This is a genomic window from Haloarcula marismortui ATCC 43049 (genome assembly GCF_000011085.1).
Classification (GTDB): domain Archaea; phylum Halobacteriota; class Halobacteria; order Halobacteriales; family Haloarculaceae; genus Haloarcula; species Haloarcula marismortui.
In genome coordinates this window covers 2,543,522-2,559,329 of the sequence record NC_006396.1, presented here as the reverse complement: position 1 = coordinate 2,559,329, position 15,808 = coordinate 2,543,522, and the positions used below count along the sequence as shown (strand labels likewise).

The 15,808-nt window shown below is 63.8% G+C and carries 18 protein-coding genes; 4 read left to right on the top strand and 14 right to left on the bottom strand.

Annotation, left to right across the window (positions count from 1 at the left end):
• Positions 1-10: 10 nt before the first annotated feature.
• Together RR_RS16835 and RR_RS16830 are read right to left on the bottom strand one after the other, a co-directional pair.
• Entirely contained in the window at positions 11-568 is a 558-nt protein-coding gene (locus RR_RS16835) for a hypothetical protein (RefSeq protein ID WP_007187894.1), read from the bottom strand.
• 7 nt (positions 569-575) lie between these two features.
• A complete protein-coding gene (locus RR_RS16830) occupies positions 576-875 on the bottom strand; it encodes an AbrB/MazE/SpoVT family DNA-binding domain-containing protein (protein WP_011224491.1) in 300 nt (99 codons plus the stop codon).
• A 300-nt stretch (positions 876-1,175) separates the two neighbouring features.
• Between RR_RS16830 and RR_RS16825 the strand changes: the two genes are divergently transcribed.
• The gene (locus RR_RS16825; RefSeq protein WP_004960322.1) at positions 1,176-1,721 is read left to right on the top strand and encodes a MaoC family dehydratase; all 546 of its coding nucleotides are present in this window, start codon (positions 1,176-1,178) and stop codon (positions 1,719-1,721) included.
• On the opposite strand, the gene RR_RS16820 is transcribed toward RR_RS16825, so the two are convergent.
• The 5 genes from RR_RS16820 to RR_RS16800 form a co-directional block, all read right to left on the bottom strand.
• Positions 1,722-2,564, bottom strand: coding sequence for an alpha/beta fold hydrolase (locus RR_RS16820; RefSeq protein ID WP_011224489.1), 843 nt, complete (start codon positions 2,562-2,564; stop codon positions 1,722-1,724).
• Positions 2,565-2,640: 76 nt separating this feature from the next.
• Positions 2,641-3,945, bottom strand: coding sequence for an NADH-dependent flavin oxidoreductase (locus RR_RS16815; protein WP_049939065.1), 1,305 nt, complete (start codon positions 3,943-3,945; stop codon positions 2,641-2,643).
• A complete protein-coding gene (locus tag RR_RS16810) occupies positions 3,942-4,229 on the bottom strand; it encodes a hypothetical protein (RefSeq protein ID WP_011224487.1) in 288 nt (95 codons plus the stop codon). Before RR_RS16810 ends, RR_RS16815 begins: the two co-directional genes overlap by 4 nt.
• Positions 4,230-4,267: 38 nt before the next feature.
• A complete protein-coding gene (gene cgi121, locus RR_RS16805; protein WP_011224486.1) occupies positions 4,268-4,795 on the bottom strand; it encodes a KEOPS complex subunit Cgi121 in 528 nt (175 codons plus the stop codon).
• Positions 4,795-7,194 (bottom strand): ATP-dependent DNA helicase, encoded by a 2,400-nt coding sequence (locus RR_RS16800; protein ID WP_011224485.1) that lies wholly within the window; start codon positions 7,192-7,194, stop codon positions 4,795-4,797. Before RR_RS16800 ends, cgi121 begins: the two co-directional genes overlap by 1 nt.
• Positions 7,195-7,309: 115 nt before the next feature.
• Here RR_RS16800 and RR_RS16795 point away from each other — a divergent pair, with 115 nt between their 5' ends.
• Positions 7,310-7,555, top strand: a complete 246-nt coding sequence (locus RR_RS16795) for a ferredoxin (RefSeq protein WP_004960333.1) — start codon at positions 7,310-7,312, stop codon at positions 7,553-7,555.
• Here RR_RS16795 and RR_RS16790 read toward each other — a convergent pair.
• The 5 genes from RR_RS16790 to RR_RS16770 all read right to left on the bottom strand — a co-directional run bounded on the left by RR_RS16790 (position 7,545) and on the right by RR_RS16770 (position 11,851).
• A complete protein-coding gene (locus RR_RS16790; RefSeq protein ID WP_011224484.1) occupies positions 7,545-7,991 on the bottom strand; it encodes a MaoC/PaaZ C-terminal domain-containing protein in 447 nt (148 codons plus the stop codon). The genes RR_RS16795 and RR_RS16790 overlap by 11 nt on opposite strands.
• A gap of 72 nt (positions 7,992-8,063) precedes the next feature.
• Complete coding sequence (locus tag RR_RS16785) at positions 8,064-8,870, bottom strand: ABC transporter permease (RefSeq protein WP_011224483.1); 807 nt, start codon at positions 8,868-8,870, stop codon at positions 8,064-8,066.
• Positions 8,864-9,706, bottom strand: a complete 843-nt coding sequence (locus RR_RS16780) for an ABC transporter permease (RefSeq protein WP_011224482.1) — start codon at positions 9,704-9,706, stop codon at positions 8,864-8,866. The genes RR_RS16785 and RR_RS16780 overlap by 7 nt, the downstream gene beginning before the upstream one ends.
• A complete protein-coding gene (locus RR_RS16775; RefSeq protein ID WP_004960350.1) occupies positions 9,693-10,784 on the bottom strand; it encodes an ABC transporter ATP-binding protein in 1,092 nt (363 codons plus the stop codon). Before RR_RS16775 ends, RR_RS16780 begins: the two co-directional genes overlap by 14 nt.
• Complete coding sequence (locus tag RR_RS16770; RefSeq protein WP_165896789.1) at positions 10,784-11,851, bottom strand: ABC transporter substrate-binding protein; 1,068 nt, start codon at positions 11,849-11,851, stop codon at positions 10,784-10,786. The genes RR_RS16775 and RR_RS16770 overlap by 1 nt, the downstream gene beginning before the upstream one ends.
• Positions 11,852-11,947: 96 nt before the next feature.
• On the opposite strand from RR_RS16770, the gene RR_RS16765 reads away from it, so the two are divergent.
• On the top strand, positions 11,948-13,414 hold the full coding sequence (locus tag RR_RS16765; protein WP_007187886.1) for an MATE family efflux transporter: 1,467 nt from the start codon (positions 11,948-11,950) through the stop codon (positions 13,412-13,414).
• A gap of 24 nt (positions 13,415-13,438) precedes the next feature.
• Here RR_RS16765 and RR_RS16760 read toward each other — a convergent pair whose 3' ends face one another.
• Entirely contained in the window at positions 13,439-13,825 is a 387-nt protein-coding gene (locus RR_RS16760; protein ID WP_004960360.1) for a Rid family hydrolase, read from the bottom strand.
• A gap of 167 nt (positions 13,826-13,992) precedes the next feature.
• Between RR_RS16760 and RR_RS16755 the strand changes: the two genes are divergently transcribed.
• Complete coding sequence (locus RR_RS16755; protein WP_011224478.1) at positions 13,993-14,778, top strand: DUF7089 family protein; 786 nt, start codon at positions 13,993-13,995, stop codon at positions 14,776-14,778.
• Between the two features lie 6 nt (positions 14,779-14,784).
• On the opposite strand, the gene RR_RS16750 is transcribed toward RR_RS16755, so the two are convergent.
• Complete coding sequence (locus RR_RS16750) at positions 14,785-15,642, bottom strand: hypothetical protein (protein ID WP_007187884.1); 858 nt, start codon at positions 15,640-15,642, stop codon at positions 14,785-14,787.
• Between the last annotated feature and the right edge of the window lie 166 nt (positions 15,643-15,808).

Genomic DNA, 15,808 nt, shown 5'->3' with positions numbered 1-15,808 from the left:
ACTGTCGTACTTACGCTTCGACGTCGACAGCGTCGGCGGCTTCGGCCTGCACTTCCTCGACCTGCTCCTGAATCTCTTCGACTTGCTCCTGCACTTCTTCGAGCTGCTCGCCGAACTGTTCGGCAGCCTCAACGGACTGCGCTTCGAGTTCCTCGTGGGCCTCGACGAGCATATCGACCTGATCGTTGACGGCCGTGACGTACTCGTCGGTCATCTCGTCGTAGGTGTCGACGCCCTCTTCGAGTTCAGTTTCCATGTTGTCGAAGACCTCGGCGTGGTTCTCGAGCAGGAAGTCGAACTGCTCGTCGACGGTCTCGCGGATCTGCTCGACAGTTTCGGTCATGCCGGGCATCGTCGACGCCATCGCGTCGAGGTAGCTGTGGAACGCGGTCTGCTGAAGCTCGACACCGCGGCGCTGCGCCGACTCCTGTGTGTCGAGGCTGTCGATAACCGCGCTGTTGACGTTTTGCTGGAAGGAAACGCTCTGTTCGAGCGCCTTCTGGCTCTGTTCAATCGTTGCGCGCTGCATCTCGAAGGCTGTCGTGACGGGGGTTGTGTAGTCTACCATTGTTGGGTTACTCGTTGTTGTTGTTAGTGACCGGGAGGACGACGGCTTGAACGATATCACCTTCATCGATGCCCAGCGCCTCTCGCTCCGCATCGGGGATACTGATCCGACCCCCGCTTTGCACGCGGGTCTTGAACGTCGCCATCTGGCTCATAGCACCGAGCTGATTCATATCGAAACTCGGCATGCCACCGCTGGCGAACATCTGTTTCATCAGCTGCTGTTGCTGTTCCATCGCATTCTCGCTCGCCTGTTGCATCCCCTTGAACATCGGAGGCCACATCAGGCCATCATCCTCGTCGGCCATCGGTCATCTACATGTACTCTCCTCAACAATATAAACCTTCCGCAGAAAACCACTGAGTACCATTGAATGGTAGAGAATGGTATTAGCGGTTAAGGGGCGTCGATGGGCGTGCTACGCCCTGCAGCACCGATAACTGGAACCCCAAATACGCGTCTGACGCCCGTTAGACGGCGTTTACCGACAGCTGAAGCGAAACCAACACCAAGGTTTAATACTCCGACCAATAAATTACCAGAACAGATGAGTTCTGAATCGCCACGAAACCCGCTGTTAGACACATGGACTGAAACATCGTCACATATGTTCAACAGCGTCGTCGCAGCTAACCGGGCAGCGTTCGCCGCGTTCGGCGTCCAGCAGGAGGAGGAGAACGGCGTAACGCCCGCAGAACGTATCGAACCGGACGAAGACCTCCCGGAATGGCACGTCTCGATTTCTGAGGAGCACCCTGGCCGCCTCGGCGTCGGTGACCACGTCGATTTCACGAAAACGATCTCGGAGCACGACGTACAGCAGTTCGCCGCCGCGAGCGGCGACACGAACCCGCTCCATCTTGACGACGAGTTCGCGGAGCAGACGCGCTTCCGCGGCCGTATCGCCCACGGGACGCTCGTCGGAAGCCTCATCAGCGCAGCGCTGGCACGCCTGCCAGGGCTGACGATCTATCTCTCACAGGATCTGGAGTTCCACAACCCAGTCCGTATCGGCGACCGCCTCACCGCCGAATGTGAGATCGTCGAAGACCTCGGCGACGAACAGTACCGGCTGACCACGCGCGTCCTCGCAGACGACGAAGTTGTCATCGACGGCGAAGCGGTCGTCCTCATCGATGACCTGCCAGAGTAGTCAGCAGAACGCTCGAACGGCCCGGTTGAAACGGTCGGGATGTTCCCGCGGCGGACAGTGCCCGCAGTTCTCGAAGATTTTCAGCGTGCTGTCAGTGACTGTCCCAGCAGCCTGCTCGGACCATCGACGGGGGAGCAGTGGGTCGACGGCCCCGTGAATCAGCATCGTCGGCACGTCTAGTTCTGCTAACCGGTCGGAGTAGTCCGTCCGGAAGCCAGACCATCGGAACTCGCTGCGCTGCCAGCGCCGCATCGCCCGGACGGTCTGTCGGTCGACAGCGCTATCGACATCCTCGACCAGTTGCTGGGGCGGCTCACCGGGACCCATGCTTCGGAGGCTGTTCCGGATAGCTGATTGGGACGACCCCACGCCCTGCCAGAGCATATTGCCGAGTATCGGCGTCTGTAAGACACTGCTGGCCGCCGTTCGCCAGTAGGCGTCGGCACCCAGCCCGTAGCTGTCGACTAACACCAGCCGTTCGACGGGGCCGCCGTCAAGCGCGTGGCCGAGCGCAACTGCGCCGCCCATCGAGAGGCCAGCTAGCGCGGGTTCCTCAATGGCGAGTGCGTCGAGAAACTCGGACAGCGTCTCAAGATAGTAGTCAGTCGTATACGTGCGGTCAGGCTTGTCACTGTCGCCGTGGCCCGGCAGGTCAAGCGCATACACCGTTCGCTCCGGCGCGAGTGCGGGCAGCGCGTGTCGCCACGAGACGGTCGCGGCGTCCAGCCCGATACCGTGGAGAAACACCATCGGCGGCCCCTCGCCACCGGTCCGGTAGTGAATGTCAACGTCCTCGCCGTCGACGGACAGCTTGACGCGTTCGGACGAAATCCCTGTAGTCATCGGCACTCGTTCGGGACCGAGCGCGTATGAGCCTTTGTATCGGCTCAGTGACGGTGGCGGCAGTATCGGGGGCCGGTCACTCAGTTCGCTCGTAGGCGCCGTCCCGCCGGAGTCGGGCTTGCTCGCGGACGATGGCCGGCGTTCGACAGCGGCCCGGTTCGCCGGTGACCTGCGGGATGGTACAGTTGTTACAGCTCTCACACAGCGCGTCTGCGCCGTCAAGCAGGCGGGCGCCGAGTCGGGGTTCGGCGTAGAACGGGCGGGCCATCCCAACCGCGTCAGCGGCGGGGGTCGCTCCAGTCGCTCCGAGATACCGGTCACAGTCGGCACGCGTTCGAAGACCGCCCTCCAGCAGAACCGGTACGTCCACACGCTCGCGCAGCGCTCGACAGAAGTCGGCGTTCCAGCCCGGGTCGCGGCTGAAACGGCGGGCTTGCAGGCGATTAAGCAACTGAATGGCACGCGCTCGTAGTCGGCCGCCGAAGACTGCTGCGTAGTCGTCCTGCAGGTCACTCGCGTCCCAGGCCCGGTCCGGAAACGCACCACGGACAATGCTCATGTCCCAGAACGGGGACACCTCGACCGGAACAAGGCCGTCATAGCCGATAGCCGCCGCTCGCGTCGCGATAGCCACGCCATCCCTCCGAGTGAGATGCCGTCGAACGAAACTCGGCGCAGCGGTCTCAGCTGGGACCTTCGTGACCAGCGGCACGTCGCCGGCGTGTTCCCGAACGGCGTCGTGGATTGCTTCGAGGAAGCGGACGCCGTCCCGGAACTGGTCGTTCCGACGGTTGTAAAACGGCGAGAGGAACTGCTGGATAAGGCTCATGTTCGCCGCAGAAAGGTGGATGCCGTCGTATCCCGCCTCGACGGCGTAGCCGGCACAGCGCCCGAACTGCTCGGCCAGGGCCCATACCTCCTCTGTCGAGAGCACATCCGGCTGGAGCGAAATCAGGCCAAGCCGGTCAAGCATCTGGAGCTGCCACGGCGGGCGGCTGACGGCGAGCTGGCGCTGGTCCGGATGCTGACGGCGGTACTCGGCGTGCCACGTCGCCATACTCCGGAGGCCACCGTGGGCCAGTTGGAGGAAGATGCGACCGCCGTGGTCGTGAATCGTCCCGGTAAGCCGTTCGAGGCGCTCGACGAAGGCCGGGTCGTGGACTCGCGTCATGTTCGGCGCGGCACAGCCGCCGCGGTCGGTGACGATGCTTGCCCCTTGAAAGAGGAGGCCAACACCGGAGGCTGCCGTCGGTTCAAGTTCGTCGATGAGTGTGTTGACGGCGGTCTCACCGTTACCTGCACACTCCAGTACCGGTGCGCGATACAGCCGGTTGGGTACCTCGACGCCACCGATAGACACCGGCGTCTCCAACGCGGTCACGAATGCTCGCGCTCGTCGAATGTCGCCTCGCTACGGGCGCTGTTCGGTGGTGTCACCTGCTGAATTGCCGCCCGGACTTCCGTCGGCGAGTCGAACTCGCCGTCGGTGCAGTGCTCGATTGCGGCTGAGAAGTCCTCGACGGGCGGGTCGGCGCTGCCGTATTCGTCTGCCAGTTCCTCCACGCGGACCGGATACGCGGCCGCACCGGTGGTGCGGTCGACCGTTGCCGCAACCCGGCGGGCGCGCTCACTGGCCCGCTGCCGTGCCGTCCGCTGTGGGTTCATGTGTATAACTAACACATCCGTCGGCAAAAATACTGCCGTTACTTCTCGACCGGGAGCAACGCCACACGCTCCCGAACGGCGTCGGGAAGGTCGCCGGCTGTCGCAGCGAGCTCAGTGTCCGTCACGTCGAAAAACGACCGGATGCGGTCGGGGTCGTACTCGCCTAAGGTGGACATCGCGGTAAGCTCCTCACGAACGTCGTCTTCAGCTGCCTCAATACCGTTCTGTTCGCTTTTTCCTACGTGAGTATCCGTCCGTTCGTGGTCGACGATGACCGCGACGACGGGACAGGCCCCCTCGCTGACGCCCATCGTCAGCGCGCGGTTTATCTGGCGGCGGCCGGCCGCGTACAGCAGTATCTCGACGCCGAAATCCTCGGCGATGGCGTCGCCCCGGTCGTGAGCCCGGGTCGCGAGTTCGACAGCCAGTTGAAGATGGGGGCGGTCCACGACGTAGCGGGCGTCGAACGCCTGCACCGTGACGCCGTAGCGGTCACCGATTGCACTGAGCGTCTCGACGAAGGTGCCCACGTCGTCGATTTCAGCAGTGCCTTCGACGACCCGCATCAGAAATCACCCAGACTGGCCTGGTCGTCGTTGGCTGTCGATTCGGCGCTTGCGTCCCCGTCTGCACCATCGTTGAGGTCGACAGACACGTCGGGCGCGGGCTCGACGCCTTCCATCGACGGGTCACGGTGGCCGGCGTTTTCGAGGACGTTCTCGGCCGTCTTCCGGCGGCCTCGAAGCGCCGCCAGCACGACGGCTTTGTCCGCGTCCCGGAGCTGTGCGCGGTCGGTGATACCGGCCTGAAACAGCCGGCGGGCGCGCTTGCGGCCGACGCCGCGGACGCCGGCCAGGTCAACCAGTTCCTCGCGCACGCCGTGTTCGACGCGGATGCGGGCCTCGCTGATGGCGCGTGCGGCGTCCAGATCGACCTCGCTGGCCAGCGATTCGGCGGCCCCCAGCAGCCACTGGGCAGTTTCGACCTTCCCGCGGATGTCGCCCGGGCCGACGCCGTACCGGTCCGTGATGGTCGCCTCGTCGACCTCCGTGGCCCAGTCTTCGAGCAGGCGGGCGGTCTTCAGCGCCGAGAGCCAGTCCTCGAAGCGGCCCTCCTCGAACTCCGATGGCGTGGGACCGAGCAACTCTTCTTCGCGCTCGAACAGCTCCATCTCGTACTCCTCGCGGTCGCCCGAGCGGAGATACAGCTGGTACATATCCGGCGTCCGCGAGACGAGATGGTACAGGCCCAGCGCGGAGATATCGTCCGGGTCCCTGTCGGCGTCGCTCTCGTCAGCGTCCTCGGCCAGTTCACTAGCGGTCGTGAAGCCGCTGTTAGCCGGCGGCTCCGCTTGCGCGTCAGCCGGCGACCCGCTCGCCGACGTGCTGTCGCTTGCTCCCCGCTCCCAGTCGCGCAAGCCGTCGACGATTTCCGCGGCGCTCATCGGGTCCAGATAGAGCCGCGAGACGGTGTGGCCCAGCGAGGTAGCGTCGAGTTCGCCAGCTTCGATTTCTAAGAAGTCATTGCGCTGGAGGTACGTGAGCACGTCGTCGACGACGCGTTCGAGCTGGCCGCTGTCGTCGGTCTGGCTGGCGTACAGCGTCTGTTCGAGGAACTCGAGCAGTCCCTTGCGGGAGCGTGCGAAGCCAGAGGCGACCGTCGCGAGGATGTGAGTCCGCAGTGCCGGTTCGGCCGCGAGTTTCGACCGGACCGGCTCCGGGTCGGCCCAGACGTAGCGCTCGAACAGTTCGTCCACTTCGTCGTGGCTGGACGCGATGAGGACCGCCTCGCCGTAGGGGTCGAGCCCCGGGCGGCCAGCCCGCCCCATCATCTGATGGACTTCGAGCACGGACAGCGGGGCCATCCCACCCGCCGAGCCGTCGTAGCGCCGCCAGTCGCGGACCACAACGCGCCGGGAGGGCGTGTTGACGCCGGCCGCGAGCGTCGGCGTCGCACAGACGACCTTCACCAGCCGGTCTCGGAAGGCGTCCTCGACGAGTTCGCGGTGGCCCCGGGAGAGTCCGGCGTGGTGGAACGCCGCCCCGTCCGCGACGGCGTCCGCGAGGTCGTCGCTCGTCTCCGTGTCGCTCACATCCCGAATTTCCTCGGCAATGTCGGCCAGCTGGTCCCGTTCCTCGGTACTGAGGTGGGGCCGAACCGTGTTCGCTAGCCGGCCCGCTGCCGCCTCGGCGTTACGCCGGGAGTTGACAAACACCAGCGTCGACCCGTCGTCTTCCAGCGTATCGCGGACGATAGCCGCCGTCTGCTTCTCGTTGTTTTGTACCGAAAGCCGCTGTTGGCTCCCGTCTTCGAGGTGCAGCGCCTGCCCGTAGTGGACCCCCTTCTGGAGGTCGATAGGCCGCCAATCAGAGTCGACGAGCCCCGCATCGAGCCACGTCGCCAGCGCCTCGGCGTTGCCGATGGTCGCCGACAGCGCGACGGTCTGCAGGTCGGGGTTGAGCCGCCGGAGTTTCGCCAGCGTCACCTCCAGTGTCGGCCCTCGCTCCCCATCGTCGACCAGATGGACCTCGTCGGTGACGACGCAGGTGAGGTCCTCTATCCAGGGGGCGTCGTTGCGGACCAGCGAGTCCACTTTCTCGCTGGTGGCGACAACGATGTCCTTGTCCGCGAGCCACCCACCCTCGGATTCGTAGTTCCCCGTCGAGACACCGATGTCGAGGCCGTACTGTTCGAACTCCTCAAAGTCGGCCTGCTTCTCGCTGGCCAGCGCTCGCAGTGGAACGATGTACAGCGCTTTCCCGCCGCGAGCAACCGATGAAAGCATCGCTAGCTCGGCGATGAGGGTCTTTCCGCTCGCCGTCGGAATCGACGCGACCAGATTCTCCCCCTCGGTGACGCCGGCCTCGACGGCCTCGGCCTGTGGCGGGTACAGCTCTTCGATGCCGTCGTCGCGCAGGTGGTCCGGGAGCCACTCGGGCACGCCCGGCAGGTCCGCAACGTCCATTACACCCCGCTTGGGTCCTGCCCCGATTTAAACTGTCGCACTGCAACCGCGTCGGTCCGCTGGCGCATCGAGCACCGAGGGGAACGCCTTTGCCCGCGAGCGGCCAACACAGGGTATGCGAGTCGAATATGACTATGACACCTGTATCGGGATGTTCCAGTGTGTCGCGGAGTGGGACGCCTTCGAGCGCGACGAGGACGCCGGCAAAGCGGTGCTGGCGGACAGTGAGGAACAGGACGAGGACGTGTTTGTTCGGGAGGTCCCAGACGACGCCGAACTGGACGCGAAGTTCGCGGCCCGGACCTGTCCGGTCGACGCCATCACGATCTACGATGACGACGGCGAACAGCTCATTCCCTGATTAGTCCTTCGACGGTCGCTTCAAGCACGACGGTTCCGGCGGGAGCACTATCTGCCGAGTTCGGGGCGGCTGTGTCAGCCTGACCAGAGTTATCGTCGCGATTGACTCGCCGGACAGCCACATCGCCCACAAGAGCGACGCCACCATCGGTATGCGGGTCAGCGCTCACAACTGTTAGTTCACAGACCAGCGTCTCACCGGTGTACACCGGGCGCTGGAACTGCAGGTCCATCCGCGAGGCAAGCACTTCGAGGTCGCCGCCGATACTGGTCAGCAGTGACGCGGTGAGCAACCCCTGAACCATCCGCCGGCCGTCCCCATCGGGTTCCGTGTGGCGGGGCTGGTCGTCTCCGGAGAGAGCGGTGAACTGGTCGACATCTTCGGGTCGAAACGTCCGAGTTTCGGTGAACGTTTCACCGACTTCGATAGCTGGCATCACTTCGGCGCTCGGTGCTCGGTGACAAAAGCGTGCCGCCGGTTCGGGGAGCCGACTGGGGGCTGGAACCGCTCACACAGGACGGCGCAGCGTCGAGGCCACGCCGGCCGCCACAGCGCTGACAACGATAACGAGCACGCTCGCCGCGTTCAGGAAGGCCGTGGCACCGATTCTGACCTTGCCGAATATCTCCAGCGGGACCGTCGTCACGCTCGACCCGGCGAGGAAGAACGTGATGAGGAACTCGTTGAACGAGAGCGCGAACGCGAACAGTACACTCGCCATCAGTGCCGGCCACAACAGCGGGACTGTGATCGTCCGGAACACAGTCCGGTCGTCGGCACCGAGGTCGCGGGCCGCAGCCGAAAGACGGTTGTCTAGCTCCGCGTAGCGGGCGGCGATGAGGAACGTCGTGAACGGGAGTACCCAGAACAGATGGCCGAGGATGACCGGAAGGTAGCCGTAGCCGAGGCCGACGAGCGCACTGGCGCGCCCGATACCGAACGCAACAACAACTGTTGGAACGAACAGCGGCAGGGCGATAATCACGGCAATGCTTCGACGGGCAAGCTGAGGGAGCTGACTCCGAACGATCACGTATGCGCCGGCCAGCCCCAGCGCAGTCCCACCAGTAGCTGTGACGACGCCGATGCCGAGGCTCGTCAGTAGCGCCCGGATGAACCGTGTGTCAGTCAGAACTGCGGTGTACCACCGCAGCGAGAACGCGTCAATGGGAATCGTCGGCTGGCCGGCCGGTGAGAGCGACAGATACCCGATGACGAGAACAGGGGTGTACAGAAACACGAGCGTCAGCGCAACAACGATGCCCGGGAGCCGGCCAGCCCCGCGTTCAGCCAGCCGCGTGACGCGGCTCACCATTGTCGTAACTCCCGTCTGACTCGCGGCGAAAGCGCCCCGAGCCCGAGCGTTCCAAGCACCAGCAGCAGGAACACGAACGATAGCGCCGCCGCGAACCCGTAGTTCGTGTACTGCCGAAACGCCTGAACGACGAGCCGTGCAATCATGACGTTCCCGGGACTGCCGAGTATTTCCGGGGTCGCAAACGCCCCGGCGATGCGTGCGTAGACGATGAGCGTCGCCGCCGCCGCGCCGGGAAGCGTTCGCGGGAGCACGATGTCGAGAAACACCCGGACATCACTCGCGCCGAGGTCTCGTGCGGCCTCAATGAGCTGGTAATCGAGCCGCTCCATCGAGACATACATCGTCAGGACGACGTACGGAAGGTAGATGTACACGAACCCGATCCCCATCGAGATATTGTTGTACAGGAGGTCAAGAGACGAATCGAGGAGGCCTGTCCCGACGAGGATTCGGTTCACCACGCCGCCCCGGGCCAGAATCCACACCCAAGCGTAGTTGAGCACTACGTAATTGAGCCACAGCGGCAGCGTCACTGAGACCAGCGCGATGAGCCGGTACCGGTCCGGACACCGGTGGGCAATCCAGTACGTAATCGGATACGCAACGACGAGACAGACAGCAGTGACGCCGACACCGACGCCGATAGAGTACAGCAGTGCGCCGCGGTACAGGGGCGACAGCACCTCCGCGTAGTTCTCGCCGCCGAGGCCGGGGCCGATGCTCTCGACGAACAGCGTCAGGAGCGGAAACACGCCCAGTGCCAGTGCCAGCAGGAGCGGGCTGCCAGCAACGAGCCAGTCCCGGAGCCGACCGGGTGTGTTAGCGACGCTCATCTCTGACGAGAACAGCCCGGCTCACGCCCAGTTCGACGGTCTCGCCGACGCGGAACGGGAGGTCTGTGCCGCCGTCAGCGGATGCTGCGGTGTCCGGTGCCGCCGTGTTGCGTTCGCGTCGGACGACCAGTTCCGCACCGCTGCAATCGACGGTCGCTTCCTCGTAGAAGCCCTTGTACGCGACGTCGGTGACGGTGCCGGTCAGGTCGCCGCCGCCGAGCGTCACTGCTTCCGGTCGGACTGCGACCGTCACCGTGTCGCCCACGGCGTAGCTCGCTGCGTCTGCGTCGGCCCGAAGTGGTCCAGCACCGGTCTGGACAACAACGTCGGGACCCTCGCGGCGGATAACGTCGCCGTCTAGCAACGTGGCGTCACCGAGAAACGACGCGACGAACCGGGTCTGTGGGTCCGTGTACAGCTGGCGAGGCGGGCCAACGTTGACGATGCGTCCGTCCCGCATCACGGCGACTCTGTCGGACATACTCATCGCGCTCTCTTGATCGTGTGTGACGTACAGAAAGGTCGTGTCGCTGTCGCGCTGTATCCGGCGGAACTCCGCCTGCATATCTTCCCGAAGCGCCCGGTCGAGTGACGCAAGCGGTTCGTCAAGCAGCAGTATCGCCGGGTCGTTGACCAGCGCCCGGGCCAGTGCGACCCGCTGGCGCTGGCCGCCAGAGAGGTCAGACGGGTCACGGTCGCCGAATCCCGCCAGATTGACCAGTGCCAGAGCGTCCTCAACGCGCTGTCCGCGCTCCGGCTCTGTAACACCACTTCGGGCCAGCCCGTAGCCGACGTTCTCCGCGACGCTCATATGGGGGAACAGGACGAGGTCCTGAAACACCATGTTCGTCGCTCGCTCGCGGGCGGGTCGGTCCGTCACGTCCTGTCCATTGAGCAGCACCTGTCCCGAGTCCGGCGTAAGGAGGCCAGCAAGCATCCGGAGCGTCGTCGTCTTGCCGCAGCCGGACGGTCCGATGAGCGAGAAAAACTCCCCCTGCTCGACAGTCAGCGAGATATCGTCGACGGCAGGCGCTCCGTCGAAGGTCTTGCCGAGACCGTCGACAGCGAGCGCATTCACTACAGATCAGCCTCCGTCTTTGCCCGGTTCCACGTCTCAGTGTACTGTTCAATGAGCGGCTGGGGTTTCGGTTCCTCGTAGATGAACTGGTCCGGGTCGTCGAGTCCGTACGCCGCCTTCTCGACGTCCTGTTCAGAGAATACCTGCTCGTTCGGGACGGCGATATTGCTCGGTTCCATCAGCGACTTGTAGCCCATCTGCGTGTGCCACTCCTGAATAAAGGTGTGTGCCAGCTCGGGGTTCTCCGCACCGTCTCGGATACAGTGCTGGATGAACCACGCTTTCGTTCCCTCAGCGGGGTAGACCCGCTCGACGGGAATACCGTCGGACTGCATCGACTGGATGACGTAGTTCCAGACCGGCTGGACACCGACCTCCTCACTGCGGAGCAGTTGTTCTGACTCGCCTCCGTTGTTCCAGAGCCCGGAAGTCAGTTCCAGTCGGTCGATGAGGTCGGTCCGGAGCGAATCGAAGTCCACGTCGTCGGCACGTGTCGGGTTGAGCGGCTCGCCTTTCGCGGCGTTTCGGTACAGGACCTGTAGCCGCGCGTCGTCGCGACCACCGACGACGCCGGCGAGCGGTTCGGTCCAGAGGTCAGCCAGCGCGGTGACGTCCTGCTCGACGATGTCAGTATTGACGGCGAGCGGCGTCTGGCCGAAGCTCCGGGGAATCCCGTACACTTCGCCGTCCTGTTCGAAGTAATCCGCTTTCAGGAAGTCGAACACGTCGTCGTATGCCGGCACCTGGTCGAGGTCGAGCGGCTGGAGGTAGCCCTCTTCCATCGCCGGCGTCACCGCGTAGTTGCCAAGCGGCACCAGGTCGTAATCGGCTCGTCCGGCCCGCAACTGCGCGAGCGTCTCGGCCGACCCCTGTGCGGCCTGTCGCTCCACCGTCACCCCGTGGCGCTCCTCGAAGGCTTCGATGACGTCGTTACTGTAGACGTACCCCCAGTCGATCATCGTCAACGTCTGGTCCCCGAATCCGAGGCCTGTACACCCGGCAAGCCCGGCGGTGGCAGCAGCCCCGACACCGGTCAAAAACGACCGTCTAGAGGCGGATTGATCCATAGCCATAGAAAGGGATTTGCGTAGATAAGCGCTGTGTGCAATCCTACGGGGTATCGAAGTCGTAAGCTACGTTTGCCTGCTCGCCGTGGCACAACTGTGCTCGGCGACGCCCTCCGCCGGCTGGTACGCACCGTCCCGGTCGCGCTCTCCAGATTGGATGCTGTCGACCGGGACCGGGCCATTGAGGCGACGGACCTGGCCGCGCCGGTGATGGTCACGGGCGGCCTACGAATCCTGCTGCGGCTCGCGGACTTTCTGATGGTCGGTCTGGCACTTGGCGACGCCGCGCTGGCCGGTCTCGAACTGGGATTTCAGTACTACTTCGTGGGGTTCGGACTTGCACTCGCAGTCTCCTCTGGCACAATTAGCGTCGTCTCCCGCCTGCAGGGGAGCGGCCAGCCGGACCGGGCAAATCTAGCCGTCAAGCAGTCGCTGTGGCTTGCAATCGTGCTATCGTTGCCACTGACTGCTGTCGCGTGGGTGTATCCGACTGCGCTGCTCGACGTTCTCTCCGATGACCCGGCCGCAATACAGTACGGCGCGACGTATCTCGCGATTGTGATGCTGTCGATGGTGCCGCGGTTCTGGAGTATGGTCGCTGCTCGTGCCCTCGCGGGGAGCGCCGACACGCGGACGCCGATGTACGTCCGGTTGCTGACCGTGCCGACGAACGTCGTGCTCAACGGCGTGTTGATATTCGGCTTCGGACCGATTGCACCGATGGGAATCGCGGGGGCTGCGTGGGGGACTGTCGCAGCGAACACGCTCGCTGCAGTCATCTTCTTCGGACTGTTGGCCTCCGGTCGGTACGCGACGGCGCTCCCGCTCGGTGGCAAGCAGTTCGACCTCGGCCTGCTGACCGAACTCGTCCGTGTTGCGCTCCCGCTGTCGGGAATGCGCCTGCTCCAGACGTTCGGTCGGTTCCCGTTTCTGTTCATTCTCGGCGTGCTCGGCACGCCGACGCTCGCGGCCTACGCCATCGGCCGCCGAGTCATGCTGCTCGCGCTGATGCCGGCGTGGGGCTATGCGACCGCTGCGTCGACGCTGGTCGGACAGTCGTTGGGCGCGGACGACCCGAAGGAAGCGACGGCGTACGGCTGGCAGTCGCTCGGTGTCGCACTCGCGGTCCAGTTGGCCGTCGCGCTGCTCCTCGTGGTGTTCGCCCGCCCCATCGTGTCCCTGTTCGGGACCGCCTACCCGGACTTGGCGGCGACGTTTGTCCGCGTCTTCGGACTGCTCGTCGCTGGCTTCTCGATGTCACGGACGATGCGCGGAAGCCTTCGGGGTGCTGGTGACACCCGGTGGCCGCTGTACGGGACCGTGCTTGCAAGCTACTGCTACCGCCTCCCGGTCGCCGCGCTCGCATTGCCGACGGCGTTCGTCATACCGATCCCCGTCATCGGCGTTTCGTTCTCTCCGGGGCTGGGACTCGGCCTGCCGGCTATCTTCGCCGCGCTGATCGGCGATTTCTACTTAAAAGCCGCTGTCAATGTCGGTCGGTTCCGCTCCGGGAAGTGGCGTGCCGTCGCCCGCCGCGCGGGTGTCGGCAGGACTGACAAGTAATCGCGGAGAGAGTCGCCCAGCGCCTTACTCGACTTCTGCGACGGCTTCGACCTCGACAGCGGCCTCTGGTGTGGCCAGCCCGCTCACTTCGACCATCGTCGCCACGGGACGAACGTCGCCGAAGAACTCGCTGTGGGCCTCGCCGACCCGTTCCTGATCGTCGATGTCGGTGACATACATCCGGGTCTGGACCACGTCCTCGATAGCGGCATCAAGGGCTGCCAGTGCGTCCGAAACAATACCGAAGGCGTGTTTCGTCTGTTCGTACGGGTCACCCGGCGCGACGACCTCCCCGCCGTCATCCGTTGCGATGGTGCCGGCGACACGGACGGTATCGCCAGTGCGTATCGCCCGCGAGTAGCCAACCTGCTGTTCCCAGGCGGTGCCCGTCGAAGTGCGTTCGCGGCGCATACTCGACACTCACTGTGGACCCCGAAAATCGTTTCTCAAGTTTTAATGTCTGGCCCGAGATACTCATTGGCATGAGCAAGGCCACAAAAATCGTCCTCGGAACAATCGGCGTGTCGGCACTACTGTCGGTCGGCATCATCATCAACCTCGTCCTGTTCTCGGCGTAGATGTTCACCGACCGTTCACTGACCGGCGATCTGCCGGCAGTACGTGCGGCCTACGCCCCCGAGACGCTCGTACTGAACTGCGACCGTGACTTCGAGACACTGGACCCTGCAGTCGCCGAGGAACTCCTGCTGGTGACCGACAGCCTCGACCAGATTTCCTACGACGGTGCGTGGCTCCCGACCACAGCGCCAGAGGTGCTACAGGAGTACATCGGGAATGACCTCACCATCGGGATGCCCGGCGACGGCGGCGTCGCCTGGACGCGCCAGACGGTTCCGCCCTGCGTGTTCGTCAAACCGCGGCTGGAGACCTCGCCGGACGACTTCGTCTCGTTTCTCGTCGCGGAGGCGCTCGTCGAGGTCAGCCTCGACGAACCCGAGCACTTTCTGGGCTTTTTCGGCGAACAGTACCCGGAGTTCGTGGCTGCCACAGAGGACCACCTCGATGCGAACGCCCGATACCAGCTCGCAGCGGCGGTGTACACGGCGTACCTCGGGCTCCAGACCCGCGCGGAGTTCGGCGACTGGGCCGACGACTATCCAGATCTGTACGCGGCGTGGGACGACGCCGGCGAGCGCCTGCAACCCCGCCTCGAAGACCTCCCCAGCGAGATTGCACAGGGCCAGACGGAGTTCGCCGCGGCCGCCGAACTCGCCTGCAGCGGCGTCAAGCACGGCCTCGACCTGCCCGCGCCGTTTGCCGCACTCGACACCGAGGCCTATCTGGAGTACGGCGCTGACTACGCCGTCCAGTGGGCCGAGACGACGTTCGAGAAGATGGAGTGAGGCGTGCTATTTCGGCGGTTTAATCGTGAACGGGAACTCTACGTCGAGTTCCGGAATCTGGTATGTGAACTCGCCGGCCACTCTGAATGAGAGGTCTGCTTCGTCGAACTGCTCCCGGCCACCCTTCGGGATGTTCCCAGTGATGTCCCGTTCGAGTTCAATTCCTTCTAGCTCTTGATGATCGATGAATACTGTGTCCACGACGAGGCTCGAGTCCCTGTCACTCACATTCCGGATGTTGTACGTCAGGTCAAACTCCTTGTTTACCCTGATGGTCGTCGGTTTCTCGACCAGTTCAAGTTCGACATCCTCGGGACCCAGTGGCTTAACGACATCAAACTCGACGGACATTGGGTCACTGGTTGTCCCGTAGTTTGTGGCGTTGATGACCAGTTCTATCGTGTGGCTCCCGGTGGTCCAGTCATCTGTTTCGACCGCGAACCACCCCTGCCGTGAGATGAACTCCGATTCGTCCTGTACAACTCTGTCGACATCCATCGACGACTGGGTGATCTGGGTGCCGGCGTCGTCGTACACTGTTGCCTGAGCAATAGCCGATACGGCACCGTCTTTGACCGGGAGGTTGTATTCCATCCCGACAATAGCCTCGCCGCCAAGGCCAACGCCAGTAATACTCCGTGCCAGATCGGTGTACCGGCCCCGTTCTCGGATCAACCCTGCATCGGTGATGACTGCTTTCGGGTCAGGCTCCGGTGTCGGCGTCGGTGTCGGCGTGTCGGTGGCGGTTTCCGTCTCCGTCGCTGTCGAGTTCGTCTCGCCCTCACCGCTCCCTTCTCCCGTAGCACACCCGGCCAGCAGCGTGAGACCGCTCCCCAGGCTGGCAATATAATTTCGTCTTTTCATCTGTTCAAAATAGATAGTTAGATGTTGAATTATCTTTCGGAATAGTGCCACTAACTCCTAGCAAAGAATCTATAACAGTCATAACCCCAGACAGAGTCCGGAAAGCTATCAGTTGTCTCCAAACAGGGGGCGGGTTTTCCACCGGCGTAAACAAACCAATACAGTG

Coding starts and splice junctions, on each gene's coding strand:
- RR_RS16835 (WP_007187894.1), bottom strand. CDS start 568: ATGGTAGACTACACAACCCCCGTCACGACAGCCTTCGAGATGCAGCGC.
- RR_RS16830 (WP_011224491.1), bottom strand. CDS start 875: ATGGCCGACGAGGATGATGGCCTGATGTGGCCTCCGATGTTCAAGGGG.
- RR_RS16825 (WP_004960322.1), top strand. CDS start 1,176: ATGTTCAACAGCGTCGTCGCAGCTAACCGGGCAGCGTTCGCCGCGTTC.
- RR_RS16820 (WP_011224489.1), bottom strand. CDS start 2,564: ATGACTACAGGGATTTCGTCCGAACGCGTCAAGCTGTCCGTCGACGGC.
- RR_RS16810 (WP_011224487.1), bottom strand. CDS start 4,229: ATGAACCCACAGCGGACGGCACGGCAGCGGGCCAGTGAGCGCGCCCGC.
- cgi121 (WP_011224486.1), bottom strand. CDS start 4,795: ATGCGGGTCGTCGAAGGCACTGCTGAAATCGACGACGTGGGCACCTTC.
- RR_RS16800 (WP_011224485.1), bottom strand. CDS start 7,194: ATGGACGTTGCGGACCTGCCGGGCGTGCCCGAGTGGCTCCCGGACCAC.
- RR_RS16795 (WP_004960333.1), top strand. CDS start 7,310: ATGCGAGTCGAATATGACTATGACACCTGTATCGGGATGTTCCAGTGT.
- RR_RS16790 (WP_011224484.1), bottom strand. CDS start 7,991: ATGCCAGCTATCGAAGTCGGTGAAACGTTCACCGAAACTCGGACGTTT.
- RR_RS16785 (WP_011224483.1), bottom strand. CDS start 8,870: ATGGTGAGCCGCGTCACGCGGCTGGCTGAACGCGGGGCTGGCCGGCTC.
- RR_RS16780 (WP_011224482.1), bottom strand. CDS start 9,706: ATGAGCGTCGCTAACACACCCGGTCGGCTCCGGGACTGGCTCGTTGCT.
- RR_RS16770 (WP_165896789.1), bottom strand. CDS start 11,851: ATGGATCAATCCGCCTCTAGACGGTCGTTTTTGACCGGTGTCGGGGCT.
- RR_RS16760 (WP_004960360.1), bottom strand. CDS start 13,825: ATGCGCCGCGAACGCACTTCGACGGGCACCGCCTGGGAACAGCAGGTT.
- RR_RS16755 (WP_011224478.1), top strand. CDS start 13,993: ATGTTCACCGACCGTTCACTGACCGGCGATCTGCCGGCAGTACGTGCG.
- RR_RS16750 (WP_007187884.1), bottom strand. CDS start 15,642: ATGAAAAGACGAAATTATATTGCCAGCCTGGGGAGCGGTCTCACGCTG.